19 protein-coding genes are annotated in these 26,947 nt (G+C 70.9%); 15 read left to right on the forward strand and 4 right to left on the reverse strand.

The window, feature by feature from the left end:
• Positions 1 to 96: 96 nt before the first annotated feature.
• The 11 genes from ANAE109_RS09320 to ANAE109_RS09370 all read left to right on the forward strand — a co-directional run bounded on the left by ANAE109_RS09320 (position 97) and on the right by ANAE109_RS09370 (position 16,133).
• Positions 97 to 1,800 (forward strand): fibronectin type III domain-containing protein, encoded by a 1,704-nt coding sequence (locus tag ANAE109_RS09320; protein WP_143827939.1) that lies wholly within the window; start codon positions 97 to 99, stop codon positions 1,798 to 1,800.
• 406 nt (positions 1,801 to 2,206) lie between these two features.
• Positions 2,207 to 3,583: a hypothetical protein gene (locus ANAE109_RS09325; RefSeq protein ID WP_012096609.1), complete on the forward strand. Its 1,377-nt coding sequence runs from the start codon at positions 2,207 to 2,209 to the stop codon at positions 3,581 to 3,583.
• Positions 3,584 to 3,721: 138 nt separating this feature from the next.
• Positions 3,722 to 5,155, forward strand: a complete 1,434-nt coding sequence (locus tag ANAE109_RS09330) for a YncE family protein (RefSeq protein ID WP_012096611.1) — start codon at positions 3,722 to 3,724, stop codon at positions 5,153 to 5,155.
• 3 nt (positions 5,156 to 5,158) lie between these two features.
• Positions 5,159 to 7,357, forward strand: a complete 2,199-nt coding sequence (locus ANAE109_RS09335) for a hypothetical protein (protein WP_012096612.1) — start codon at positions 5,159 to 5,161, stop codon at positions 7,355 to 7,357.
• Between the two features lie 19 nt (positions 7,358 to 7,376).
• Positions 7,377 to 7,949 (forward strand): GNA1162 family protein, encoded by a 573-nt coding sequence (locus tag ANAE109_RS09340; RefSeq protein ID WP_012096613.1) that lies wholly within the window; start codon positions 7,377 to 7,379, stop codon positions 7,947 to 7,949.
• Entirely contained in the window at positions 7,921 to 9,090 is a 1,170-nt protein-coding gene (locus tag ANAE109_RS09345) for a hypothetical protein (RefSeq protein ID WP_012096615.1), read from the forward strand. Before ANAE109_RS09340 ends, ANAE109_RS09345 begins: the two co-directional genes overlap by 29 nt.
• A 351-nt stretch (positions 9,091 to 9,441) precedes the next feature.
• Positions 9,442 to 11,037, forward strand: a complete 1,596-nt coding sequence (locus ANAE109_RS09350) for a peptidyl-prolyl cis-trans isomerase (protein ID WP_041448236.1) — start codon at positions 9,442 to 9,444, stop codon at positions 11,035 to 11,037.
• Positions 11,038 to 11,057: 20 nt separating this feature from the next.
• Positions 11,058 to 13,028 (forward strand): cytochrome c3 family protein, encoded by a 1,971-nt coding sequence (locus ANAE109_RS09355; protein WP_158305882.1) that lies wholly within the window; start codon positions 11,058 to 11,060, stop codon positions 13,026 to 13,028.
• Between the two features lie 8 nt (positions 13,029 to 13,036).
• Positions 13,037 to 14,314, forward strand: coding sequence for a cytochrome c3 family protein (locus ANAE109_RS09360; RefSeq protein WP_041448237.1), 1,278 nt, complete (start codon positions 13,037 to 13,039; stop codon positions 14,312 to 14,314).
• Positions 14,315 to 14,319: 5 nt separating this feature from the next.
• Positions 14,320 to 15,210 carry an NHL repeat-containing protein gene (locus ANAE109_RS09365; protein ID WP_012096619.1) on the forward strand — a complete coding sequence of 297 codons (891 nt, stop codon included), beginning with the start codon at positions 14,320 to 14,322 and terminating at the stop codon, positions 15,208 to 15,210.
• Positions 15,211 to 15,218: 8 nt separating this feature from the next.
• On the forward strand, positions 15,219 to 16,133 hold the full coding sequence (locus ANAE109_RS09370) for an NHL repeat-containing protein (protein WP_012096620.1): 915 nt from the start codon (positions 15,219 to 15,221) through the stop codon (positions 16,131 to 16,133).
• Between the two features lie 15 nt (positions 16,134 to 16,148).
• Here the strand turns inward: ANAE109_RS09370 and ANAE109_RS09375 are convergent, their stop codons facing one another.
• The 3 genes from ANAE109_RS09375 to ANAE109_RS09385 form a co-directional block, all read right to left on the reverse strand.
• The gene (locus ANAE109_RS09375) at positions 16,149 to 18,053 is read right to left on the reverse strand and encodes a tetratricopeptide repeat protein (protein WP_049768561.1); all 1,905 of its coding nucleotides are present in this window, start codon (positions 18,051 to 18,053) and stop codon (positions 16,149 to 16,151) included.
• A gap of 176 nt (positions 18,054 to 18,229) precedes the next feature.
• Positions 18,230 to 18,649: a hypothetical protein gene (locus tag ANAE109_RS09380; RefSeq protein WP_012096622.1), complete on the reverse strand. Its 420-nt coding sequence runs from the start codon at positions 18,647 to 18,649 to the stop codon at positions 18,230 to 18,232.
• 35 nt (positions 18,650 to 18,684) lie between these two features.
• Positions 18,685 to 19,110: a hypothetical protein gene (locus ANAE109_RS09385; protein ID WP_012096623.1), complete on the reverse strand. Its 426-nt coding sequence runs from the start codon at positions 19,108 to 19,110 to the stop codon at positions 18,685 to 18,687.
• Positions 19,111 to 19,477: 367 nt separating this feature from the next.
• Here ANAE109_RS09385 and ANAE109_RS09390 point away from each other — a divergent pair, with 367 nt between their 5' ends.
• A complete protein-coding gene (locus ANAE109_RS09390) occupies positions 19,478 to 21,775 on the forward strand; it encodes a YfhO family protein (RefSeq protein ID WP_041448238.1) in 2,298 nt (765 codons plus the stop codon).
• 83 nt (positions 21,776 to 21,858) lie between these two features.
• On the opposite strand, the gene ANAE109_RS09395 is transcribed toward ANAE109_RS09390, so the two are convergent.
• Positions 21,859 to 22,278 (reverse strand): helix-turn-helix domain-containing protein, encoded by a 420-nt coding sequence (locus ANAE109_RS09395; protein WP_012096625.1) that lies wholly within the window; start codon positions 22,276 to 22,278, stop codon positions 21,859 to 21,861.
• A gap of 358 nt (positions 22,279 to 22,636) precedes the next feature.
• Between ANAE109_RS09395 and hemA the strand changes: the two genes are divergently transcribed.
• The 3 genes from hemA to ANAE109_RS09410 all read left to right on the forward strand — a co-directional run bounded on the left by hemA (position 22,637) and on the right by ANAE109_RS09410 (position 26,873).
• Positions 22,637 to 23,908 carry a glutamyl-tRNA reductase gene (hemA, locus tag ANAE109_RS09400; protein ID WP_041448240.1) on the forward strand — a complete coding sequence of 424 codons (1,272 nt, stop codon included), beginning with the start codon at positions 22,637 to 22,639 and terminating at the stop codon, positions 23,906 to 23,908.
• Positions 23,909 to 23,991: 83 nt separating this feature from the next.
• On the forward strand, positions 23,992 to 25,497 hold the full coding sequence (locus ANAE109_RS09405) for a sensor histidine kinase (protein WP_012096627.1): 1,506 nt from the start codon (positions 23,992 to 23,994) through the stop codon (positions 25,495 to 25,497).
• A complete protein-coding gene (locus tag ANAE109_RS09410; RefSeq protein ID WP_012096628.1) occupies positions 25,494 to 26,873 on the forward strand; it encodes a sigma-54 dependent transcriptional regulator in 1,380 nt (459 codons plus the stop codon). The genes ANAE109_RS09405 and ANAE109_RS09410 overlap by 4 nt, the downstream gene beginning before the upstream one ends.
• The last annotated feature ends 74 nt before the right edge of the window (positions 26,874 to 26,947 follow it).

A 26,947-nucleotide genomic window follows, 5' to 3' on the forward strand; every position in this document is an offset into this window, starting at 1 on the left:
GGCCGTCAATCGCCGCGGCTGCTTGCTCTGGCATCTTGCTGAATCAGTTCGCCGCCACTCGTGTCGGTCGGCACCCGGGGGGAGATCATGATGGTCGTGTCCAGGCGTACGCGGACGTGGGTGGGCCTCGTCGCGGTCCTCGCGCTTTCGGGGCTGGTCTCCGCGTGCGGCCTCGAAGAGCCCGTCGCGCAAGAGCCCGAGGCCAGACCGACGTTTGCCGCCGAGCGCAGCGCCGTCCAGGTCGTCTCGGGCGCCGTGTGCACGGGCACGGGCGCCCACGACGCGCACGAGGGCTTCGCGAACGGCTGCATCACCTGCCACCCCTGCGGCGGGGCACTGGGCTTCGCGCCCGACGCCACGCTCCCCAGCGGCCGCCCCGTCTCGGGCAACATCACCACCGACGCGACCGGCACGAGCTGCACCGTCGCCTGCCACACGCCCGAGGGCCAGCCGTCGACCGCGATCTCCTGGAGTGCGACGGGGCCTTTCCCGTGCTCGCAGTGCCACTCGCAGGGGCTCGCCGCCCCCGCGGGCGGCTCCTCACACCCCGCCGACAACAGCAGCGTCGAGGCGAACCGCACGGCGTGCCAGTCCTGCCACGACACCTCGCGGCACGTGACCGGGACGCCGCTCGTGAAGACGCCGAACGGCCCGATCGAGATCCCGCCGGGCGGCTCGGTCGAGGCGAACGGCGTCTGCGAGCAGTGCCACCTGGGTGATGGTCTGGTCCTCGCCGGCAAGTCGCCGCCGTTCCTCGTCGGCTGGGAGAACACGACCACGGGCGATTGGCACGGTGCCAGGGCCGGCACCGGCTCGGGCGGCACGCTCGCGGCGCCGTACGCGCGAGGCCAAGGGCCGTTGCCGTGCACGGTCTGCCACGACGCGCACGTCTCGCCGAACGCGTTCATCTTCGCTTCCCAGGTGAACGGCGTCTCGATCCCCGCCGGCGCCATCGGCCGCGCCGGCGTCGGCGCCGAGCAGCTCTGCAGCGCATGCCACCTCGGCAACCGCCATGCCTACTGCACGACCTGCCACACCTCCGACCCGCAGCCGGCGGGCAGCCCGTGCTTCGCGTGCCACGGCCACGAAGGGATCCGCTACATCCCGATCCCCAACGTGAAGCCCCACAACATGGCGCCGAAGGAGGGTAGTGGTTGCGCGCACTGCCACAGCCCTGGGTGGAGACCGGTCGCGGAGTCCGTCCCTCCGACGATCACCGTCGCTCCGGCGATCTCGAACGTCACCTCCTCGAGCGTCACCGTGCGGTGGACCACCAATGAGCCTTCGTCCTCGTACGTCGAGTACGGCGTCGGCTCGCCCGGCCAGGTCGCCGGCACGCCAGAGGTCGTGACGGACCACGTCGTCGAGCTGATCAACCTCTCCGGCCCGACGACCTACGTGTTCCGCGTTCGCTCCGCCGATGTCTCGCGGAACGTGGTGCAGTCGGCGCTCTCCACCTTCGCGACGAGCGATCCGAACGCTCCGATGCCGCCGCTCCTCGACGTGGAGCCCACCTTCTACTCCTACGAGTACATCCAGCCCGTCGAGCTGACCTGGACTGCCGTCAGCTCCCCGATAGCGGGCAACGGCGTTCAGTACCGCTGCGTGGTGGAGTTCGGGGACGGCAGCGTCGCCTCCGATTCCGGCTGGATCTCGACCCCAAGCTACAATGCCCAGCTCTACACGCTCTGGTGGCCCGACGAGTATCGCTGGCGCGTGAAGGCCCGCGACGCGGTGACGGGCGTCGAGTCGGTCTGGTCCGACTACAGCACGTTCGGCATCTGGTCTCCCGAATGGTGACGTGGGCGCGCGGTCTACGCGCGCGATGAGGTTCCCGGGGCGGGCGCCGCGAGGCGACCCGCCCCGAGCTTTTTCGGGCTCCGCGCGCGAGCTGTGCGCCGATGTATGCGGAGCGCGGCCGTCTCGCGTTCACGGGACGGCGGTGGGTGTGGGCGCAGGGTGGGGCAGATCACGCAGCCCGGGTGCTAGCCCCCAGCCCGCAGCCGACTTCACACCCCGCTGATCGTGATCTCGCGGACTTACACGAGCCACGGCGTACCCGGGTTCGGGCACGCCCGTTGCTCTAGGGGCTCGACGCCGGCGACGTCAGGCGCAGGGGCCGAACGAAGGCGGCGAAGCACGCAGGGCGGGTTGCCGGTGGGCAGCTCGAGGGAACTTTCAGCAGTTCAACAGGGGAGAATAACCAATGAAGTTCATGAAGCTCGCAGTCGCTGCCGTCGCGTCGTTCGCGTTCGGCAACGCCTACGCCTTCCACTCCGGCGGCGTCGCCGAGTGCGAGGGCTGCCACACGATGCACAACTCGCTGGACGGCCAGCCGATGATCCCGGCGGACGTCATGGCGGCGAACGGCCTGGCGCAGTACGAGGCCGGCCCGTACCTGCTGCAGGGCAACCAGTCGGAGAACTGCCTCAACTGCCACCAGAACTCCAGCCAGGATCCGCTGGCCCAGGACAAGGGCCCGACCGGCTACCACATCTCCACGCAGCCGTCGCAGCTGGCGCTGGCCGGTGACACGGCGGGCGTTCCGGCAGTCCCGATGCAGATGACGCCGGGCGGCGACTTCGGCTGGATCCGCGCGGACGTGCCGTACGCGGTCCGCGGCACGCCGGCCACCAACCACGGCAGCGCCCGTGGCCACAACATCGTCGCCCCCGGCTACGGCTACACGGCCGACCCGGTCAAGACGACGGCGCCGGGCGGCTCGTTCGTCGCGGCGAACCTGATGTGCTCGAGCTGCCACGACCCGCACGGCCGCGCCCGCGTGCTCGACTCGACCACCGCTGACGTGCAGGTCGTTCCTGCCCTCGGCGGCGCGACGGCCCCCATCTACACGTCCGGCTCCTACGGCGCGACGACGAAGCCGGGCCTCGCCATCGGCGTGTTCCGCATCCTCGGCGGCGTGGGCTACGCGCCGAAGTCCTACAACGCGGGCGCCTTCACCGCCCCGGCGCCGGTCGCGGCCGCGCCGTCCAGCTACAACGCGTCTGAGGCGGTCTCCGAGACGGTCGTCGCGTACGGTAAGGGCATGTCCGAGTACTGCGCGAACTGCCACCCGGCGATGCTCCAGAACGGCTACGTGAGCGGCACGTCGATGCAGGTCCACCCGGCCGGCAACGGCGCGCCCCTCGGCGCGACGATCGCCGCCAACTACCTGGCGTACGTGAAGTCGGGCGACCTCTCGAAGACGGGCGCGAACTACACCTCGCTCATCCCCTTCGAGACGGGCGTCGTCGACACGGGCGCGCTCAGGCCGCTGTCGGGCCGCCTCGCGCCGGGCGCCGGCCCTGTGGCCGAGGCGACGGACAACGTCTCCTGCCTCTCCTGCCACCGCGCCCACGCGTCGGGCTTCGACTCGATGCTCCGCTTCGCGCACGAGAACGAGTTCATGACGATCGCGGACGCCACGGGCGCCGCCGCGTTCGACACGAACGCCGCCGAGGGCAAGGTCAACCGCGGCTTCTACGGTAAGGTCGCGCAGGAGACGCAGTACTACGGCCGTCCGGCGACGAAGTTCGCGCCGTACCAGCGCCTCCTCTGCAACAAGTGCCACGCGAAGGACTAGTCTCGCGCTGGCGTAGCAGCACGGTGTGAAGGGGAGGGGGCCGCGCGAGCGGCCCCCTTTTCTTTTTCCCGCTCCACCCTCGGCGGCGCCTTCGGCTAGAGTCGTCGCTCTCCAACCCAGCGGCTCGGCGGTCTGACGATGCGACGCCCATTCACCCTCAGCGCCGCCCTCGCGGTGCTTCTCGCCACGACGGCGTGCCGTCCCGCCGTTCGGGCCACGCCTCCCCGGGCCCTGCGGGGCGACCAGGCTGAGCTGGCCGTCTACGTTCAGCCCCTGGCCGCGGGGCCGCTGGTGCTGGAGCTCGCGACGATCGCGGCCACTCGCGAGGACGGGCCGCCGGTGCCGCTGGAGCTCCACCTCGGACGCCTCTCGCCCGAGACCGCGACGCGCCAGCGGCTCGTCGCCTCCGGGCGGCTTCCGCCTGGAAGCTACACGGGGCTCGCCGTGGCGCTCCGCCGCGCCACCCTCGCGCCCAACGGTGGCACGGGGGCGGCCCTGGCCATCCCCGAGGAGCCGCTCGTCGCGCTGGTGCCGTTCGCCGTCGCGTCCGGGCGAGGCCAGGTCCTGCTCCTGTCGGTGCGGCCCGAAGCCGTCAACGCGGGGGCGGTCCTCGAGGGCTCCGCGCTCGCCGCGTATGCGCCCGACCGTCCCAGCGCGCCGCTCCTCGGCGTCTCGGCGGTCGACTACGCCGATAGCCTCCTTCTATTCGACCGTCGGGCGGGCGGCGTCGTCGCTCTCTTCCCCACGGGGCCGGAACCGCGCACGGTCGCGATCGACGCGTTCCGGCAGCGCGTATACGTGGCGAGCAGCGGCGCGAACCGCATCGACGCGTTCGATCTCGCCACCTTCGAGACGCTCGACTCCACCCGGCTCCGCGTCGGCGATCGGCCGCTTTCGATGGCCCTCACCCCGAGCGGCGGGCTGCTGGTGGTCGCGAACCCCGGCTCGGACACCGTGAGCCTGGTCGATCCCATCGGCGGGCAGGAGCTGGAGCGCGTCTCGGTGGCGGGCGAGCCGTCGTGGGTGACCCTCGACCGTCCCGGGTTGCGCGCCTTCGTGGCGAGCCGTCGCACCTCGACCGTCAGCATCATCACCACGGACGTCGCGCTCCTCACGTCGGGGTCCGCGGCCGTGCTGGGCTCCTTCTCCGTGGAGCCCGACCCGATCCGGCTCTTCGTCGAGCCTGCCGGCGACCGGCTCATCATCGCTTACGCCCGCACGCCGTACGTCACCGTGCACGCCCTCCCGAGCGGAGCGATGGCGGACCGGATCTTCACCGGAGCCCCTGCCTCGGCGCTCCTGCGCGACCCGCGCAGCGGCGCCCTCGTCGTGGCGACCGCGGACGGGAAGCTTCAGCTCTACGACCCGGGAACGCTCCTCGCGACGGCCACGATCGCGTTGCCCGCGCCCGCCACGTACCTCGTCATCGACGACGCCGAGAACGCGCTCCTCGCGCTGCTCCCCGGGCGGGGCTCCGTGGCCGTGGTGGATCTCACGGCGCGCAAGCTGCGGGGCGAGTTCGAGCTCGGGCCCGGTCCACACGACCTCGCCCTGGTGGCGGAGCGGCGCTAGCGGATGCGAGCCCGCGTCATTCTCCGGATCGTGTGCCTGGGGGGGCTCCTCGCGCTCGGTGTCCCCGCTCGCGGAGGGGACATCAACCTGCGTTACGCGCCGGACTACCGGCTCCAGCGCACGCGGGTCCTGCGCGCCGACGGCGTGGGGTTCGATACCGAAGGGCAAACGCTGGCCCAGCGGGTCACCCTCGGCTTGAGCCAGACCTTCACCCCCACGCTCTCGTGGGCCGGCGACGGGCTCTTCGACTGGGACCAGTCCTGGGCCCGGGACGCCGACGATGTTTGGGTCTCCTCGGACAGCCGGCGCTGGACCCTCAACACGCGGCTCGAGCTCCGCCAGGACCCGTTCCAGACGGGCGTCTCCTACGCCCGGCGGGACGCGCTCCTCGAGTCGACCCGCCTGGGGGAGACGCGGACCATCCGCGCGCCGATCAACGACACCTACGCGAGCTGGCTCCAGTGGAACCCGGCCGGGCTCCCGCGTCTCTCCCTGAACGCTTCGCGGGGGAACACTTACGATCCAGGAAAGGACGAGGTGGACCGGACCACGGACGCGGCCTCGCTCGCCCTGGTGTACCAGGAACTCGAGGACTGGGATTTCCGCTACGGGTACCTCATCTCGCACGGGGTGGATCGGTTCAAGGATACGGACGCGCTGACCCAGGCGCATTCGGCGCGGGTCGGCTGGGGCGAGGACTGGCTCGACGGCCGGGTGTTCACGGCGGTCTCCTACGGAGCGGGCTACAACTCGTCGCGCCTCACCGCCGGTTCGGCGGGGGCTACCCGCGAGACGCAGCAGCGCCCGTCTACGGGGCTCTCCCGCGTCGAGGTCTTCCCGGACGAGCCCTCGCGGGTGAAGCTCGATCCAAACCCCGCCCTCGCCGACGCTGACACCGTCGTCCCCACCCAGCTCGACCTCGGCCACGCGCGCTCCACCGCACGCGACGTGGCGCCGCGCGACCTCGGCGCCCAGTTCCCCGACGACCGGCTGGAGGTCAACCTGATCCGCGTCTGGGTGGACCGGCAGCTCCCGGCCCACGTCGTCGCGGGGTTCGCCTGGGAGGCCTGGCAGAGCGACGACAACCTGGAGTGGACGCGCGTGCCGCTCGCGGGCGCGGTCAGCTTCGGGGTGTTCGACAACCGGTTCGAGATCCCCATCCAGCGGACCGGCGCGCGTTATCTCAAGGTGGTGACCCGCCCCATCACCACCGCGGTGACGACCGATCCACTTTACGCGAGCATCCTCGTCACGGAGCTCGAGTTCCTGCTCGTCGAGTTCCTCCCCTCCGGTACCACGCAGACGAGCGGGATCTCCGGCGACCTGAGCGGCTCGCTCCGCTGGGTGATCCTGCGGGAGCCGAGCCTCGCTTACAGCCTCGCCGTGCTCACCTCCCATCGAGGCGATCCCATCGACATTCGCACGGCGGTTCAGCAGTCGCTCGGCTTCCTGCGCACGCTCGGCGGGAACGCACGGCTGTCGGCCCAGGTCTCGCGGACCGACTCCTTCGACGACCAGGGACTGCGTTCCCAGGACGGCTGGGGCGCGTCGCTGGGCGCCGACCCGCTGCCGGCCCTCTCCTGGAACCTCAGCTACTCGGGGTCGTACGCCGAGGACACGCGCGACCTCTCGAACACCACGGCCGCGTCGGTGCGCGCGGACCTGTATGAAGGCTTCTCTGCGAGCGCGAACGGGGGCCTCGCCTGGACGAGCGCCGGGACCGGACGGCAGAGCCAGTCCGCAGAGAGCAGCGCATCCCTCAACGTGACGCCACACCGGGCGGTCAGCGCCAACGGCGTCATCACCTGGCGCTACGCGCAGGGCTGGGGCGGAGGTGCGCCCGAGAGCTCCGAACGGGCCGGACGGGTAGACGGCACGATCTCGGTGAACCCGTTCCCGGCCCTCTATCTCTCGGCCTCGGCTGGCCGGAACCTCTTCGGCCTGGCGCCGGCCACGACCACGGCCGTGAGCGCAGGGCTGTCGCTCTTCCGCGGCGGTGCCCTCGCCCTGCGCCTCAACGCGGGTCAGACGACCGACGCGGCGAGCCGCGTGCGCAACCGCTCGACGGGGGCCGGCCTGAGCGTGAAGCTCGGCCCAGGCCGAACGTTCGACGTGAACTCCATCTGGAGCGAGTCCCGCGCCCCCGTGGAACGGGTTCGCAGCTTCGCGCTGACCGCTGGGCTACGCCTCGTCCTACTCTAAGATGCAGGGAGGAGACCCCTTGAGCTGCCCATCCCCTTCGCGTCTGGCCACCGTCGCCCTGCTGCTCGCTACGGCCTGCTCGTCCGGTCCTCAGCGCACCTACACCGATCCCAGCATGGACTTCGGGGCGATCCGCACGGTGGCGGTGCTGCCGTTCCAGAACCTCAGCCGAGAGCAGACGGCCAATCAGCGGGTGCGTGACGTCTTCGTCACGCTGCTGCTCGCGGCGGAGGCGGTCTATGTCGTGCCGACGGGCGAGACCGCGCGCGGGCTCGAGCAGGCGGTGGTCGCAAACCCCACCGCGCCGAGCATCGCGGAGGTGGTGAAGCTGGGCACCATCCTCAAGGCTGACGCCGTGATCACCGGGGTCGTCAAGGAGTACGGCGAGATCCGCTCCGGGACCGCGACCTCGAACGCCGTCTCGATCAGCATCCAGCTCCAGGAGGCGGGTACCGGGAAGGTGGTCTGGTCCGGGGCCAGCACCAAGGGCGGAATCGGGTTCACGGATCGGCTGTTCGGAGGGGGAGGGGAGCCCCTGAACCGCGTCACCGAGGAAGCGGTCCGTGACATTCTCGACCAGCTCTTCCGGTAGGCGCCGCAGCCTCGCGATCGGCTGGCTGGTCGCGTTGACGCTCGCGTGCTCCGGAGCTTCGCCCCAGCGAGCGCCCCTCTCCTCGCGACAGCCGGTCGCCGATCTCCCGCCCGAGGTGCCGGCAGGCGGGCGCGCCGCGCGCATCGCCCTTCTCCCGCCGCAGAACCTGACCGGCACCACCTTCGACGAGGAGGCGCTCGCCACCCGGTTCGAGCAGGCCCTGGCGCGCGCCGGCCTCGACGTGGTCTCCGGAGCGCCGGTGGACGCCTTCCTCGCGAGCCGCCGCATCCGCTTCACCGGCGGCCTCGACCGGGAGGACGCGGTCGCGGCGGGCGAGACGCTCGACGTTCGCGGCGTGCTCGTGACCACCGTGGTGCAGCGCGAGGAAGGGTCGTCGCCGCGGCTCGCCGTGCTCGCGCGGCTCGTGTCGGTGGACGATGACCCGAGCGTCTACTGGATGGACGGGATCGCCATCTCGGGCGAGGACCACCGCGGGCTGCTCGAGCTCCGGCTGGTGCACCGCGTCGACCGGCTGGAGCGCCGAGCGTTCTCGCGGCTCGCCGGGTCGCTCGCCGAGTTCCTCGAAGGGGAGCGCACTGGCGGTCACCGCTGCAGCAGCGGACGCCGGTACCGCCCGAGCATCGTGTACCGGAACCTGGTGCCGCCGAAGGACCGAGCGGTCACCATCGCCGTGGTTCCTTTCCAGAACCGGACCCAGCGCGAGCACGCCGGAGAGGTGGCCTCGCTTCAGCTGACGCGGGCGCTCGCGGGGATTCGAGGGTACCGGGTGCTCGAGCCGGCGGTCGTCCGCGAGGAGATGCTCCGCCGGCGGATCGTCGTGCAAGAGGGAGTGTCCCGCGAGACGGTGCGGATGCTCCGGGGCGGGCTCGAGGCGGACTACGTGATCGGCGGGATGGTGACGCGCTACGACGAGGCACGGGGCGCGAAGGGGATACCGGCCGTGGACGTCACCGTCACCATGCTCGAGACGGCGACCGGACGGGTCGCCTGGCATTCACGCTCGGAAGGGCGCGGAAACGACGGAGTCGTCCTCTTCGATCTCGGGACGATCCGGAACACCGAGGAGCTTTCCTGCCGATTGCTGGCGCAGGTGGCGGACGGGCTTTCGGGGAAACGCTGACCCAACCCATGCTGCGTCGGAAAACGGAGGGAACGCAAATGGTGCGTCCCGCTCTTAGCCTACATTCCAACTTCGCCAAAGAAATTCAGCCAGTTAGGTGATTTCGTTCGCTTATCGGAAGGCATGCCGGATGCAATCCCGCCCGCTGCCTCAACCACCGAAGGGTCGCTGGACCCACCTCCTGAGGACTGAATGCTCTCTCGCCTGCTGCCCTGTGCCCTCGCTATCGCCGCGCCGCTGACCTGGGCGCGCGCCGATGCCCCGAAGGCCGCTGCGCCCGCACCCGCCCCGGCTGCCGCCGCAGGCGCGGGCGCGACCTCGGATTCGGCCAAGTCGCCGAACGCCGGGTCCGTGTCGATTCGCGTACGGGTTCCGCTCGCCGACGAGCGCTTCGGCCCGGTGCCGGTCGCGACGGTCGCGGACGAGGTCATCACGGTGGACGATCTTCGCGAGCTCGCCGCGATCACCCACCAGGACCGCGCGGAGGGGATGACCGGCAAGGCCGACTTCACGAAGCTCGTCGAGCGGCTCGTCGCCGTGCGGACGATCGTCGCCGAGGCGAGGGCCATCGGCCTCGACGATCTCGAGGAGGTGAAGAAGCCGATCGCCGACAACAAGGAGCGCATCCGCTTCGATCTCGTCCGCAAGCACGCGTCGAAGGACGTGACGGTCGATCCCGCCGAGGTCAAGCGTCTCTACGACGAGGCCAGACGCGAGTGGCGCATCCGCTCGGTCTTCTTCGGGCAGGAGGCCGAGGCGAAGAAGTTCACCGCGGCCCTGGCGGCCGGCGGCGAGTTCGACGCGCTCGCGAAGAAGGCGGCCGAGGACAAGGTCGCGCGGAGCGGCGAGGGTTCGCAGTGGATCCGCGTGTCCGAGATCCAGGTGAGCGTCGCGAAGGAGGTGGAGAAGCTCGCCCCCGGGAAGGCGACGGCGCCCTTGAAGGCCGGACCGGGCTGGACCGTCGTCCGGCTCGACGAGAAGCGCTCGGTCGAGGACGAGGCGCTCCGGGCCAAGATCGAGTCGACGGTCCGCGGCGAGGCCGTCGCGAAGGCGCTCCAGGCCTACTACGCGAAGCTCAAGAAGCAGCTCGTCCGCATCGACACGAAGCTCCTCCGCGCCGTGAGCTTCGACAAGCCGAAGGGTGGCTTCGAGGCGCTCAGGAAGGACCGCCGCGTCGTCGCCCGGGTCGAGGGTGCGAAGCCGGTGACCCTTGGTGAGGTCGCGGAATCCCTCGCGCGCCCCCTCTTCCACGGCGTCGCTCCGGCGCAGGAGCAGGGCAAGCTGGACAAGCAGAAGCAGGACGCGCTCGACGCGCTCGTGTCGAAGCGGCTCGTCACGATCGAGGCGGAGCGGCTCCGGCTCGACGACACGCCGGAGGCGAAGCGCCGGGCCGCCGAGTTCGAGACGAACCTCCTCTTCACCACGTTCATCGATCGCGTCGTCATCCCCGAGGTGAAGGTGACCGAGGCGGAGGATCGGGCCGCGTACGAGAAGCGCAAGGACGAGTTCAAGTACCCGGCGTTCTACCGGCTCGAGGGGCTGGCCTTCCAGGACGCGAAGAACGCGCAGAAGGCCCTGAAGAGCCTGCAGGGCGGTACGGACTTCAAGTGGCTCCGGTCGAACAGCGACGGCCTCGTGCCCGAGGAGGAGCAGGTGTTCCGCCTCGACGCCACGCAGACGATCAGCGCGCGCGCCATGCCGGAGGAGTTCCGCAAGGCGCTGGCGGGGGCCCAGGACGGCGACGTCCGGCTCGTGGCCTCCAAGGACCAGCACTACGTCGTGCGGGTCGCGCAGTTCACCCCCGAGAGCGTGCGGCCGTTCGAGGAGGTCCGCCCGGAAATCCACAAGGACGTGTTCGGGACTGCGATCGCCCGCGCGCTCGACGGATGGGTGGAGAAGCTGCGCGACGCGCACGAGGTCAACGTCTACCTCGTCACCTCGCCGTGAGACGGAGCGGAGACATGGCGATGAATCCCAGGATCCGGATCCCCGTCCTCGTCGCTGCGCTCGCCGTGGGCGCGGCCCTCGCGACGCCCTCGGTGGCCACCGCCGCGGCGAAGTTCGCCAAGCGCGACTGCTACGACTGCCACAAGGACTTCGCGAAGCGCGTCGGCGGCCTCTCGAACGTGCACCCCGCGGTGAAGGCGCAGAAGTGCGAGGACTGCCACCTGCGGCACGGCGCGGTGCCGCGCCTCCTGCTCAAGAAGAACGGCAACGCCCTCTGCGCCGAGTGCCATGCCTCCGCGAAGATCGGCACCGACAAGAAGGTCGTCCACCCGGTCGCCGGGAAGGGCACGTGCGTCACGTGCCACGATCCGCACGGCGGCAACGACCGCGCCATGATGAAGAAGGCGGGCGCTGAGGGGTGCTACGCCTGCCACGATCGCAAGCCCTTCGAGCGCCAGGCGGTCCACGCCGTCCTGAAGCAGAAGGGCTGCAACGCGTGCCACGCCGGGCACGGCTCCGACGAGCGGCACATCCTGCGCGCGTCGGAGGACAAGCTCTGCGCGAGCTGTCACGCCGCGAACGACGGCTTCAAGAAGAAGCACGGCGGCTACCCGGTCGCGACCTGCACGCGCTGCCACGATCCCCACTCCGCCCCCGGCGCCAAGCTCCTCAAGGCCGTCGTCCACGATCCGGTGAAGAGCGCCTCGTGCTCGGACTGCCACGTCGCCGCGACCTCCCCGAAGCCGTTCGCGCTGGCCCAGAAGGGCGGGGCAGTCTGCGCGTCCTGCCACGACCAGAAGGACGTCACCGGCGGCAAGAAGGTGGTCCACTCTCCCGTGAAGGACGGCGAGTGCGTCGCCTGCCACGATCCCCACGCGTCCGAGCAGAAGGCTCTCCTCGCACGCCCGGGCGCCAAGACCTGCGAGCAGTGCCACCCCGCGCAGATGGGCATCCGCACGGTCGTGCACAAGCCGATCGCGGGTGAGCGCGCGTGCCTCACCTGCCACGGCGCCCACGCCGCGGGCGAGGCGAAGCTGCTCGACAAGAAGGAGCCGGAGCTCTGCTACGGCTGCCACGCGAAGACCTCCGCGCAGCAGAAGGCGAAGGTCGCCCACCAGCCGTTCAAGTCGGGCGACTGCTCGTCCTGTCACGACCCCCACGGCTCCACGGTGGCGGGCATGCTGAAGGCCCGCCCCGACCGCGTCTGCTACGGCTGCCACGTGGACGCCGAGGCGAGGTTCGTGAAGTCGAGCACCCACGCGCCCGTGCGAGAGGGGCAATGCACGGCCTGCCACCTCGCGCACGGCGGCGAGAGCAAGGGGCTCCTCAAGGCGCGCGGCGCGGACCTGTGCAAGTCTTGCCACGCGGACCTCGTGAAGAAGTCCACGACCAAGTCGTCGGACGGCAGCCCCGTCCACGCTCCGTTCGCCAAGGGTGACTGCCTCGGCTGCCACGATCCCCACGGCTCCAACGTGAAGGGGATGCTGGTCGCGGACGAGCGCGCCATGTGCGTCCGGTGCCACGAGAAGGAGGCGAAGGCGGCGGGGGCGGCCAAGAGCGTCCACGCGCCGTTCTCCGGCGGCGAGTGCTCGAAGTGCCACAACGCCCACGCCGCGCCGCTGAAGAACCTGCTGCTCGCGAAGAGCCCGGACCTCTGCCTGTCCTGCCACAAGGACATCAAGGAGCGGCTCTCGAAGAAGACGATGCACTCGCCGGCGGAGGACTGCATGAGCTGCCACCGGCCGCACTCGGGCACGCAGCCGTTCCTCGTCGATCAGGCGCCGAACGAGCTGTGCGGCCAGTGCCACGAGCCCACGGACGGCTTCACGAAGGCCCACCTCGGCATCGAGCCGAAGGCGATGGCCTGCGCGAGCTGCCACGACCCGCACGCCTCGGACGATCCGAAGTTCTTCAAGGAACGCCAGCACGCGCCCTTCGGCTCGCGCAAGTGCGACGCCTGCCACGCCGCGACGATGGAGAAGAAGAAGTGAGTGGCCCCATGCGCACGATCCCCGTCCTCCTCGCGCTCTCCGTCGCGCTGGGCTCAGCCCCGGCGAGCGCCGCTCCCCGCTCCGCCAAGCCGAACCACCGGTTGAAGACAGGCGCGGAGGGCAAGCTCTGCGTGGACTGTCACACCGAGTTCGCGAAGGAGCTCGCGAAGCCCGTGATCCACAGCCCGGTCCGCGCCCGGGACTGCGTCGGGTGCCACGACCCGCACGCGTCGAAGCTGCCGGGCCTGCTCGCCGGCGCGCCGAACGACATCTGCGCGAGCTGCCACGGCGAGGTCGTCCCCGCCGGCGCGACGAGCGCCCACAAGCCGGCGGTCGAGCGGAAGTGCACGACCTGCCACGATCCGCACGCCTCCGAGACCAAGGGCGTGCTGGTGAAGCCCACGCTCGAGCTGTGCGGCTCCTGCCACAAGCCGCTCGTCGAGCGGATCGCCAAGGTCAAGCGGAAGCACGCGCCCGTGCAGAACGGCTGCGCGAGCTGCCACGAGTCCCACGCCTCCGCGAAGGCGCCGTCGATCCTCAAGGCGGCGGTCCCGGCGCTCTGCATCGGCTGCCACAAGACGGACAAGCCGATCTTCCTGAAGCAGCACCTCGGGTACAAGGTGGGCGCGGCCGACTGCACCACCTGCCACGATCCGCACGGCTCCGACACGAAGGGCATGCTCTTCGACCGGGTGCACTCGCCGGTGGCGCGCGGCATGTGCTCTCAATGCCACGAGGCCGCGGGCTCGACGAACCAGTTCGCCACCAAGGCCAAGGGCGCCGAGCTCTGCAAGACCTGCCACGGGCCGCTGGTCACCAAGATGCTCTCCAAGAACCGGGTCCACTCGCCGGTCCTCGGCGGAGAGGACGACTGCCTGAAGTGCCACAACCCCCACGCATCGCAGCAGAAGGCGCTCCTCGAGCGGCCGATCCGCGACCTCTGCGGCTCCTGCCACGTGGACACGATGCAGCGCGAGGCGCGGGCGTTCTCCCGCCACGAGCCGGTGCGCGATGGTGACTGCGCCGCCTGCCACGATCCGCACGGCACCGACGGACCGCTGCTGCTCACCAACGAGAACATCGTCGCGTTGTGCAAGGGCTGCCACGACTGGGGCGCGCACTCCTCGCACCCCCTCGGCGAGAACTTCGTCGATCCCCGCAATCCGAACCTCACGCTCGACTGCCTGAGCTGCCATCGCTCGCACGGCACCGAGTACAAGAAGCTCATGCCCTTCCCGAAGCAGAGCGACCTCTGCACGACCTGCCACGCGAAGTACCGGAGGTGATGACCGTGAAGCGCTCCAGCTTTGGGATCCTCGCCGCCGTCCTCGCCTCCCTCGCCGGGACGGCCGCTCGCGCCGAGGGCGTCGTATTTCGATTCTCCGGCGCGCTGTACGCCGACGACAAGAAGGTGAAGCTCCGCGCCCCCGAGGGTGTGGGCTGCGCGGACGATCGCGTCGTCGTCGCCGACAGCGGCAACGCGCGCCTCGTCGTGTACCGGCTGTCCGAGGGCGGCGTGGTCTCCCCCGGCAATCCCGTGAAGGTCGACGCGATGAAGTACCCCACGCGCGTGGTCCTCGACGGCAGCAAGACCGCCTGGTTCCTGGACCGCAAGGAGCGCAAGATCGGGCGGGTGGCCGCCGACGGCGCCTTCAAGGGCTGGCTCGTTCCGAAGGACGTGCCAGGCTTCCTCCCGACGAGCTTCGTGCTCGCGAAGGGCGGTGGCGTCCTCGCGCTGGACGGGTCTGGCCGCGCGGTGCTCGACGTCGGAGAGGACGGCGCCGTGGCCCGGCGCCTGCCCCTGCCCGAGGGGCAGTTCACGGACCTCGCGGTGGACGCGGCGGGCACGATCTTCACGATCGACGCCGTGACCGCCACGGTGTTTACCGCGGGCAAGGGCGACGCGGCCTTCAAGGCGCTGACGAAGTCGCTCAAGGAGTCGATGAGCTTCCCCATCCAGCTCGTCTCGAACGAGCGCGGCCGCTTCTACGTGGTGGACCAGAACGGGATGGGCGTGGTGGTGCTCGGTAACGACGGGAGCTACCAGGGGCGGCAGCTCACCCTCGGCTGGTCGGAGGGGAACCTCTACTACCCCTCGCAGCTCTGCGTGACCGGGAAGGGTCTCGCGGCGATCGCGGACCGCGGCAACCACCGCGTCCAGGTCTTCACGACCGTGGAGTGAGCCCGCCGTTGGTCTCTCTCGCCCTCGCGCTCGCGCTCGCCGCCGTCACGCCGCGCATGGTCCCGGCGCCGGACCGGGGAGAGGTGCGGGTCCGGTATCTCTTCTCGCTCACGGCCCACACCGGCAAGACCACGCTCGACGTCCCGGGGCTCTCGTGGGACCCGGAGGCTCGCGAGCTGTTCGTGCTGTTCGCGGGCGACCTCCGGGTCTTCAACGCGTCGGGGATGGAGATCTACCGGTTCAATCGGCAGCCGGAGCTCGGCTGGTTGCAGTCGGTGACGCCGCTCCCAGGCGGCGACCTGCTGCTGTGGACCGTCAAGGAAGGTCAGTCGAGGTTCGTCCGCTGCGACTTCCGCGGCCGCCCGCTCGGCGAGTTCACGCTGAGCGGCGTCCCCCCCGACCTCGTCGGCATCGGGCGCATCGGTCCGTTTCGCGCCGGCGATCGCCTCTACTTTCCCGAGGAGACGGGGAAGCGGCTCGCGGTGACCTCGCTGGAGGGCGAGTTCATCGCGGTGCGGGACCTCACCCTCAAGTTCGGCGACGAAGAGGACAAGCTCGAGAAGGAAGACCTCGACCGGGGGGGATTCTGGATCGACGAGAAGGAGAACGTCTACTTCTCGTTCCCCCTGATCTTCCACGTCGCCGTGCTCGGGCCCGACGGAAAGCAGCGCGGCTTCGGTCAGAAGGGCAGCACGGTCGGCAAGTTCAACGTCATCGGAAACCTGGCGGCGGACGAGGACGGCTACGTCTACGTCGCGGACGTGCTGAAATCGACCGTGATGGTGTTCAACTCCGAGTTCCGCTACGTCGGCCAGGTGGCCGGGATCCATCGCCCGGCGGGCATCCTCTACGGCGGCGGCAAGCTCTTCGTGGCGCAGGGCCGCGGCGCCGGTGTGGCAGTCTTCGAGGTGCTTCGGAACTGAGTCAGCCGTCGTTCGTCACCGCATGCCGCGGGACGCCATGAACGCGGCGAGCTGACCTGCCCGATCGCTGCCGCCGCGCTGGAGCGCCGCCAGCTGCGCGCTCGCGCCGGCGGCGTTCCCCAGCAGCACGTGCGCGACGCCGAGGTTGAAGCGCGCCTCCGGGCTGGCCTGCACGACCTGCGGCGCCGATTCCAGCAGCCGGAGCGTCTCGTCGGGACGGCCGAGAGAGTTCAGCGCACCCGAGAGGTTCGCGTAGGCATCGCGGTAACCAGGGTCCAGCTCGATCGCCCTCTGCGAGAGCGCGGCGGCCTCCGGCGCGCGCCCTTCCACCAGGAGCAGGCGCCCCAGGTTCACGTAGGTCTCCGCGTGATCGGGCTTGGAGCGGAGCGCCAGCTCGAGCCACTGCGCCGCCTCGTCCGTGCGTCCGAGCCGCTCCAGGTGGACCGCGAGGTTGTTCATCCCGTCCACGTGGTCCGGCGAGATGCGGACCACCGCGCGGAAGTGCTCGAGCGCCTCCTCGTCGCGCCCGAGCTTGCGGAGCGCGTGGGCGTAGTTCGTGTGCGGCCGCGTCTTGTTCGGCGCCTTCGCGACGGCGTCGCCCCACAGCGCGAGCTCGTCCTGCCAGACGAGGTTGCGTGCGAACGTCGCCGCGCCGAGCGCGATCGCCAGCACCGCTGCCGTCGCGACGGTGACCCGGTCCGGGACGGAGTACCGCCGCGCCAGCCAGAGCGCGGCCGTGACGGCGCCGATGAAGAGGCCCGCGGACGGCAGGTAGACGCGGTGCTCGAACATCACGTCCCTGATCGGGATGACGCTCGACTCGACGGAGAGCGCGAGGAAGAACCAGAGGATCCCGAACCCCACGACCCGGCCGCTGGGATCGAGACGTCCCGCCGCGCCCGGGCGGGAGCGCCACAGCAGGTGAGCGGCCACCGCGAGGAGACCCCCGACGACCACGAGCCCGAGCAGCACGCGTGGCTCGAGCAACGATCGCGCGATCGGCACGTCGTGATCGAACGTCAGCCCGACCGGAGCGATCAGGAGCCGGAGGTAGCTCGCCACGACCGGCAGCTGCGTCATCAGGTACTCGACCCGGGACAGCTCGGAGTTCCGCGTGGCTCCTTCCAGGCGCTGGACCGCAGCGCCGACGTCCGCGGTCACTCCCAGCATCGTGAGCGGGATGATCGCGAGCGTCGCGAGGATCGGCGCGAGCGCGAGGGCGGTCTTCTTGCGGAGAGGCCCGAAGAAGACGAGCTCGTATCCGGCGATCGCGAGCGGAAGCGTGAAGGCGATCTCCTTCGTTCGCATGGCGGCGACGACCGACGCGAGCACGAGCCCGTAGCTCGCGGCGCTCCAGGCGGGCGCGAGCGGATGGGTCTCCTGCCGCAGGCGCCACCACGCGTACAGCACGACGGCGAGCAGGTAGAACATCGTCGCGAGCGACGCGAACCGCTGGACCACGTACGTGACCGCGTTCGTCTGGAGCGGGTGCGCGACGAAGAGCGCCGCGGCGGCGAACGCGACGATGCGCGACGACCCGGCGAGCTTCGAGTCCCGCACGCCGGGCGTCCGGAAGGTGAGGATCGCGAGCGCGTAGACCAGCAACGCGTTCGCGAGGTGCACGCACAGGTTGACGACGTGGTACCCGGCCGGATCCAGGCCGCCTGCGGCGTAGTTCAGCGCGAAGCTCAGGTATCCGAGGTAGCGATTCGGCGCTGCCGCGTAGGTGCCGCCGCCTGGCAGGTAATGTCGCAGATCGCGGATGAGGACGTTCTCGACGATGCTCGGGACGTCGTCGAAGACGAACGCGGCGCCGAACGAGTTCGAGTAGGAGAGGAGGCCGAGGACCGTGACGGCGAGCAGCGGGAGCCAGTGCCCCTCGGCTCCGGGCGTCTTCGGTTCAGGGGCCGTCCGTTTCATTCGCGTCGCATCCGGTGAGGGAGAGAGCTGGGCCGCGAACGATATCACGCGCCCATGGAGCCCGGACACTCGCCCGCACCCCTGCCGGACGAACGAAACTGCGGCGCTGCTTGGAAAGAACGGGCCGGCGGGATCGCTCCCGCCGGCCCGCGCTGTCGAGGTCCCCCGCCTTCAGCCTACTTGCGCTCGTCCTTCCGAGCCGCGATCTCCTTCTCCAGCTCCTCCAGCTCCGGCGTCTTCGCCTCGCCGGCCCTCTTCTCCTCGCCGGCCTTGCCGGTCAGGTGGGCCTCACCGGGCGCCCAGCCCGGGGACACGGTCGAGGCGAGCTCCTTCGCGCCCCGCCGCGCACCGCCCGTCAGCTTCCTGGCGATGGCGTTGGCGAAGAGCACGAAGCCGATGAGCGGGAGGAACATCAGGAACACGAGCCCGGCGATGGGCAGGACCGCGAGCACGACGGGGAAGGGGAGCTTCATGTACTTCGCCCCGACGTCGCCCGGGAGCCGCCCGCCCTCCGGCGGGACCACTTCCACGCCCCAGCGCCGCGGATTCCAGTAGTAGCCGCTGCCGACCTTCATTCCGCCCGTGTAGCTGGCCATGATCGCCTCCTCACCGTGCTCGGGTCCGCTCCGCGCTAGCTCTTCCGCTTCTCCTGGATCTCCTTCTCGAGGGCGTCGAGCTGCGCGTCCGCGGCAGTCGGCCCCTTCTCCTCGGTCCCGGCGCCCTCGGTGGGCTTGCCGGTGAAGTGCGCCTCGCCGGGCTGCCAGCCGGGGCTCACGGTGGAGGCCAGCTCGGTCGCGCCGCGGTTGAACATCGCGATGATGGGGTTCACGAGCGCCCGGGCGAAGATGACGAAGCCGATCATCGGGAGGAACATGAGGAAGGTGAGGCCGAGGATCGGGATGAGCGCGAGGGCGGCGAGCGTCGGCACCTTCATCCACTCGCCCTTGCCCTCGGGCAGCCGGTCGCCGTCCTTGGCGATGGGCTCGACGTGCCACTTCATCGCGTTGAAGTAGTAACCGCTCTGCACCGCGCTCCCGCTCTTGAACTTGTTGGCCATGGTGTTTGGCTCCTTTCGATGCTCAATCTCGCTCAATCCGAGGCGTTTCGAAATGCGGACGAATGCCCAATCTCGCAGGAAAAAGTCCGGGGGGAGGGGCGCGCCGCGCCGGAGCGGGGCATGTCCGCGGACCGGAGCGGAGCGGCGGCGCGGTCCCGAGGGTCGCGGGTGCGGAGTCCGCGCCGCGAGGCGGGCGCCCACCGGAGGCCAGGTCCGGCGAGCTCCGGAGAGGACGTCGGGCGAATTCCCGATGCGGCCGGGTGGCGCAGTTTCTGGCGCCGTTCGGCCCGTGCTTGACGCGGATGGGGGAGCCTGGTCCGCTGGTGGCTCGACAGGCTCACCACGAGGGGACGAGAAAAGCCACCGCATGAGCACCCGAACGTCCACGCGCGTCGCTCGCGCTTCCGCTCAGGAGAGCTCGCCCGTCGAGTCCAGTCGAGCGGGATGGGCCGCCATCGCCGGCCTCGTCCTCGTCGTCCTCGTCTCCAACTACCGCGTGGCGCTCCTGGGCGAGACCTACTCCACCCGCGACGCGCTCGGGTTCATGTCCCCCGTGCTCGCGTTCCTCGGCTCGGCGCTGCGCAGCGGGCGAATTCCGGAGTGGTGCGACGGCATCGGGATCGGCGTTCCGTTCGCGACGAACCCGATCGACGGGGTGACCTATCCGCCGTTCTGGATCGCGGCGTTCGTCCGTCCGCTGCTCGCGAAGGACCTCGTCGTGCTCGCGCATCTCCTCGTGGCGGCGGGAGGAGCGGCGGCGCTCGCTCGCAGCCTCGGGGCGGGCTGGCGGGGCGCGTGGCTGTCGGGGGCAGCCTTCGTGACCTGCGGCTACGCGGCGTCGATGCCGGGGAACAACAACGTCCACCTGCTGTGCTGGACGCCGTGGGTGGCCTGGGCCGCGAACCGGGTCGCGCTGTCGCCGGGGGGCCTGCGGGAGCCGTTGCTCCTCGCCGCTGCGCTGGCGATGCAGATCGTCGTCGGAGAGCCGGCCCACCTCGTCGTCTCGCTCGGCCTCGCCCTGGTGCTCCTGCTGATTCCCCGCGGCCTCGATCGCCGCCGCCCGCTGCTCCGCGGCGCGCTGGCGATGGCGGGCGCCCTTCCCTTGAGCGCCGCGACGCTGCTCCCCGCGCTCGGCATCCTCGGCTGGACGACCCGGGGACAGGGGTTGTCGACCGAGGAGCGCCTGAGCTGGTCGATGGCGCCCATCCGCGTGCTCGAGTGGCTCTGGCCGGGCCTGCTGGGGACCCAGCTGCCTCCCGGCGGGCTCGTCGACAACCTCGCCCGCGCCCTCGGCCCCGTCTACGGACTCAACGACTCGACGTGGGCCGCCAGCGTCTACGTGGGCGTTCCCCTGCTCGCGCTCGTCGCCTGGACGGCCTGGCGGGACCGCCTGGCCAGGTGGCTCCTCTGGGCGTCGCTGGGATTCGTGGTCCTGGCCCTCGGCGCCGCGACCCCCGTGCACGAGGCGCTCGCCGCGCTCCTGCCGCCCCTCAGGATCGTCCGCTATCCCGAGAAGTACCTGATCGGCAGCATCGTCCTGTGGTGCGCCATGGCGGGCATGGGGGCCGCACGCGTCCAGAAGCACGGCGTGGAGCGTCCTCTCGTGAGCATCGCGTGGGCCGGGACGGCCTTGCTCGGGCTGCTCGTGGCCGCGGCGACCGCGTCCCGAAGCCTGATCGTGCCGGCGATCGCAGCGCGGGTCGATGCCTCCCAGCTTCCGTTCGAGGCGGGCGCCGCGTTCCAGCGCGTCCTCGTCTCCGGCGCGATCGCCACGGTCGTGGCGGCAGCGTTCGCGACGCTCCTCTGGCTGGGCGCTCGAGCTCGCCAGCCCCGCTTCGCCGTCGCCGCCGGCTTGCTCCTCGTCGCGGAGTTGGTCGTCCGCTCCTGGGCGGTTCATCCCTCCACCGATCCCGGGCCGCTGGAGACGCCCCCGAGGCTCCTCGCCGGGCTCCTCCCCTCGCAGTCGGCGACGATTCGACCGCGCCTGTGGGCGAGCAGCACGAGGCTGGTGGGACCGCCGGATTTCCGGAACGAGGCGACGTACGCTCAGTACGTGTTCCAGGGGCTCTTCGACAACGTGCCGATGATGTTCGGCTTCAACGCGTTCCCCGGCCACAGCTCGATCGAGAGCTCGGCCCTGCAGCGGCTCACGTCGAGCGAGGAGGGTGGCGCCCTGCTCGGCATCGAGTACGTGCGGATGGCGGAGGAGCTCCTCGTCGGCCCGGGCGGCGTGCCCACCGTTCCTCCCGAGCTCATCGTCGCGCGGGATGCGGAGCTGCGAACCGCCATCGTCCGGGTCCCCGATCCCAGGCCCAGGGCCTTCGTCACGGCCGAAGCGTTCGACTCGCCGCGTCCATGCTCCGTCCGCTCGGCCATCCCGGAACAGGTCGAGCTCGACTGCGTGACGCCGTCTCCAGGGTACGCCGTGCTCCTCGACGCGGCGGCCCCCGGCTGGACGGTCAGCGTGGACGGCATCCCCGCGCCCATCGAGACGGCGGACGGCGTCTTCCGTGCCGTCCGCGTGGGCGCCGGAGCTCACCGCGTCGATTTCCGATACCGGACGCCGTGGCTTCGAGGCGGCGCCGCGATCGCCGGCGCGAGCTGGCTCGCGTGGCTCGTGATCCTGATGCTCGCAGCTCGCAAGCACGCAGCGCACTCGCCCTGACGCGCTCGATTGGGCCGGGCCGCCGCTCGTGGTTCGACAGGCTCACCACGAGCGGTTCGTGCGACGAGAAGATCGCGTCGCGCTCAAGTCGCTCGCTCGCGCCGGCTCCGCGTGAGCCCGAACTGCGAGAGGGTCCGCTCGACGCTGCGCACCGAGACCTCGTGGCCGAGGGAGCCCAGCTCCTCGGCGATCTCGGCGGCGCTGCGCTCGGGAGCCCGGAGGCGCGTGCGGACGATGTGGCGGACGACCTCCAGCGGTCTCCGCCACTGACCTCGCGGGCCCGACGGCTGCGCGATGAGCCCTTCCAGCCCTCGTTCGCGGAACCGGCGCAGCTTCTCGTAGTAGGTGCTCCGCGAGCGCCCGAACCGGGCGAGGACGTCGTCGAGGGGAGCGCCGCTCGTTTCTCCCTCGATCAGCATAGCCAGATCGGACGACGCCTCGTCGCTCTCGGGTAAGGAAAGGGAGCCGCCGGGGCCGTGGATCGCGTTTGCGAGGAGCTTCAAGAAGGTTCCTCCGGCCGACGTCTTCCGCCGGATCCTGGCGGCGGAAGCGCGGTGCGGCGGCGTGCGAAGCAAGGGCAGTGCCGGGGTCAGCCGCACGTAAAGTCAAGCGAATTCCAGAAGCGGGGGCGTCCCGTTGGGGATCTCACCCAGCGGCCATGGGTGAGGTACCCCAGCCCCCTTCACGCGCGGTCGTCCGGTCGGCCCCGCAGCGCGCGTGCAGGGGTTTCGTCCCCTTCATACGCGCGGGTGAAATGGCGCAAGGGATGCGCGCCCACAGCGTGAATTCCCCCGGATGTTGCGAGGATGTGAAGGGCACGGTGCTTGCTCACGAAGCGCGCAGATCGCGAAAGGAGCCGCCGTGCTCGTCGCAGTCGGTCTGAACCAGAAGGGCGCAACCGTCGCCGACCGCGAGGTGCTCGCCCTCCCCGCGGAGGGGTTCCAGTCGACGCTCGCGGAGTACGCCGCGCTCGACGCCGTCGACGAGATCGCGGTGATGTCCACGTGCTACCGCGTGGAGATCTATGCCGCGACGCGCTGCCCCGCGGCCGCGACGCTCTCTCTTCGCCAGGCGCTGAACGCGCGCGCCGGGCGTGAGCTGCCGCTGTTCGAGCTCCACGGCGAGGAGGCGTACCGCCACCTCGTCCGTGTCGCGTCGAGCCTCGAGTCCGCCATCCTCGGCGAGCCGCAGATCCTCGGGCAGGTGAAGGAGGCCTTCCAGCGGTCCATCGACCAGGGCGTCGCGGCCAAGGAGCTCACCTCGGTGCTGAACCGGGCGCTCTCCGCGGCGAAGCGCGTCCGCACCGACACGGCGATCGGGCGGGCGGGCATCTCCTGGGGGCACGCGGCGGCCACGCTGGCAGAGAAGGTTCTCGGCAAGATGCAGGGCCGGCGCGTGGTGGTGGTCGGCGCCGGCGAGATGGCGCGGCTCTCGGCGCAGCACCTCCGCGACCAGGGCGCGCGCATCGTGGTCCTGAACCGCACCCTCGTGAACGGCGAGGCCCTCGCGCGGGAGGTCGGGGGCGTCGCCCGTCCCCTCGAGGCGCTCGGGGAGGAGCTGGCGCAGGCGGACGTGGTCGTCTCCGCGGCGCCGGTGGCGCCGGATGCGTTCCAGCCGGAGGCGATGGCCGAGCTCTCCCGCAGCCGCAAGCGGCCCATCGTGCTCGTCGATCTCGCCGTCCCACGGGCCATCCCCGCCGCCACCGGAGCCATCCGCGACGTGTACCTGTGCGACGTCGACGACCTGGATCGGGTGATGAAGGCGGCCATGAGCGAGCGGGCGGCAGCAGTGGCCGACGCGGACCGGATCATCGCCGAGGAGGTCGGCAAGTTCGTCCGCGCCGAGGCGGAGCGCCGGGCCGCCCCGCTCATCCAGGAGATGCGCACCCGCGCGAGCGCCATCGCCCGGGAGGAGGTGGAGCGCACCCTCCGGAGGCTCGGGGAGGATCCGGAGGTGGAGCGGCGCCTCGAGGCGATGGCCGGCTCGATCGTCTCGAAGATCCTGCACGCCCCGAGCGCCCGGCTGCGTCAGGCGGTGTGCGACGGCTGCTCCGGGGAGGCGCTCGTGTCGGCGGCGGTGGAGATCTTCGAGCTCTCCGCCGACATCCGCGTACATCGCGGGAACGCGGCCTGACGCACCGAGCGCGAGGGCGCCTTCCTTACCGTCCACGTCCTTGCAATGATGGCGGTCGCCCGGGCGTTGTCCCTGGCGAATAGATGAACCCCTTCGAACGCCTCTTCAAGCGGCTCGATTCGAGCATCCGGGCGCGCATCCTGCTCCCGACGGCGCTCCTGTTCGCCCTGACGATGGCGGCCATGGTCGCGAGCGGCGTCCACCTGTACAGCTCCGACATCGAGCGGGGGCGCCGGGAGCGCGCCCAGATCTTCACCGAGATGGTGGCCTCCGGCGTCTCGAACACCATGCTCTCGGGGCAGCCGAACGCGGTCCCCGCGCTGCTCGGGACGCTCCTCGCCCACAACAGCGAGCTCCTCGCGGCGAGCCTCGTCGCCCCGACGGGCTACGTCTCGGTGTCCACCGCCCCGGCGCTGGTCGGCTCGGTGCCCTGGCCCGAGCTGGGGCAGTACGAGAAGACGACCGTGGTGCAGTCTCCCAACGGGAACGCGCTCGAGTACGCCGTCCTCCACCCCATCCCGAACGCGGCCGCCTGCGTGCGCTGCCACGGCGACCACTCCCACGTGAACGGCTGGCTGGACCTGCGCTTCACGCGTCACTCGATCGAGGACGCCGAGTCCCGGCTCGCGCGGACGCTCATCCTCGCCGCCTCGGGCGCGCTGGTCTGCCTCCTCGCCATCCTCCTGTGGCTCCTCGGGCGGGAGGCGGTGACCCCGCTCCAGCGCCTCGTCAACGCGATGCGCCGCGCAGAGGCCGGCGAGCTGACGGTGCGCGCCGACGAGGGGCGGCCCGACGAGCTCGGCATCGCCGCGCGCGGCTTCGACGCGATGCTCGCGGCGCTGCGGCGCAGCCAGTCGGAGCTGGAGGCCTTCTACCGGGAGCGGATGGTGCGCGCCGATCGCTTCGCCGCGGTGGGCGAGATCGCCACGGGCCTCGCCCACGAGATCAAGAACCCGCTCGCCGGGCTCTCCGGCGCGCTCGAGCTGCTCGCCGAGGACCTCTCCGCCAACCCGCAGCACGCCGAGGTGGTCGGCGAGATGCGCCACCAGGTGCAGCGGCTCACGCACACGATGGAGAGCCTCCTCAGCTTCGCACGCCCACCCAAGGCGAAGCTCCGCTCCACCGACGTGAACGCCACGCTGGAGAAGGTGCTGTTCCTCATCCGCCAGCAGCGGAACGGGGGAGTGTCGGAGGTGGTGCCGGAGCTGATGCCCGAGCTCCCCTCCGTCCTCGCGGATCCGTCGCAGCTCGAGCAGGTGTTCCTCAACATCTGCCTGAACGCCTGCCAGGCGATGGGCGCGCAGGGCGGCGGCAAGCTCACGGTCCGCTCGCGGCCAGGGGACGGGAACGTCGTCGTCGAGATCGCCGACACCGGCCCAGGCATCCCGGCGGATCTCCGCGCCCAGGTCTTCAAGCCGTTCTTCACGACCAAGCGCGAGGGGAACGGCCTCGGCCTCGCGATCTCCGCCCGCATCGTGGCGGAGCACGGAGGCCACATCGGTTACCGCTGCCCACCGGAGGGAGGAACGGTGTTCACGGTCACGTTGCAGCAGGTCCGCGCCGCCCGCGCCCCGGAGCAAGCCGCATGACGAACCTCTCCTCCCGCGTCCTCGTCGTCGACGACGAGAAGCTCATCCGCTGGTCCGTGGCCGAGCGCCTGCAGCGCAGCGGGTACGAGGTGATCTCGGCGGAGTCCGGCGAGCAGGCGCTCGAGCTGATCGCCGCGAATCCGCCGGACGTGATGCTCCTCGACGTCAAGCTGCCGGGCATCGACGGCGTCCAGACGCTGCAGCGCGCGCTCGCCGAGAACGCGGATCTCATCGTCCTCATGATGTCGGCCCACTCCACCGTGGACGTGGCGGTCGAGGCCATGAAGCACGGCGCGGTGGACTTCCTCGTGAAGCCGTTCCCGTTCCAGGCGCTCGACGCCGCGGTGGAGCGCGCGATCGCGACGGCCCGGACGCGCCGGCAGATCACCGCGCTCGCGAGCGAGCGCCGCAACGCGAACGCGCTCGACGCGATCGTCGGCGGCTCGGCGTCGATGGAGCAGGTGCGCTCCATGATCTCGCGGCTCGGCAGCTCCGACACCACGACCGTGCTCATCGAGGGCGAGAGCGGCTGCGGCAAGGAGGTCGTCGGCCGCGCCATCCACTTCCAGAGCGCGCGCGCGGAGCGCCCGTTCCTCCAGGTGAACTGCGCGGCGCTGCCGGAGCACCTCCTCGAGTCCGAGCTGTTCGGTCACGAGCGCGGCGCCTTCACCGACGCCCACGCCCAGAAGCGCGGCCTCTTCGAGAGCGCCGAGGGCGGCTCGGTGATGCTGGACGAGATCGGCGACCTGCCCCCCGGGGGCCAGGCGAAGCTCCTCCGCCTCCTCGAGAACAAGACGTTCCGCCGCGTCGGCGGGGTCCAGGAGCTGCGCAGCGACGTCCGCGTGATCGCCGCCACCAACGTGGACCTCGAGCAGCGCGTCGCCGAGGGCCGCTTCCGCGCGGACCTCTTCTTCCGGCTGAACGTGGTCCGCATCATCGTCCCGCCCTTGCGGGAGCACCAGGAGGACGTCCCCGCGCTGGCCGCGCACTTCATCGCCCGGTTCAACGCCGAGCTGAAGCGGCAGGTGCGAGGCGTGTCGAGCCAGGCGATGGAGCTGCTCAAGGCCTATCACTGGCCCGGCAACGTCCGCGAGCTCCGCAACGTGGTGGAGCGCGCCTTCATCCTGCACGCGGGCGTCGACGAGATCCGCCCGGAGCACCTCAGCCCCGAGCTGCGCCGCGCCACCCCCGCCAAGCGCTCCGAGAAGCTCGTCCCCGCCGTCACGCCGGACGGGCTCGTCCTGGACGACGTGGAGCGGAAGCTCATCGTCGAGGCGATGGAGCGCGCGAGCGGCAACCAGTCGAAGGCCGCGCGGCTCCTCGGCGTCTCGCGAGATACGCTGCGGTACCGGCTGAAGAAGCACGGGATCGGGTAGGGCCGGGATCGGCGGTACCCGTACGCTCGTGCTTCGACAGGCTCAGCACGAGCGGAGCGCGGATGGCCGAGCAC

The organism is Anaeromyxobacter sp. Fw109-5 (assembly GCF_000017505.1).
GTDB lineage: Bacteria > Myxococcota > Myxococcia > Myxococcales > Anaeromyxobacteraceae > Anaeromyxobacter.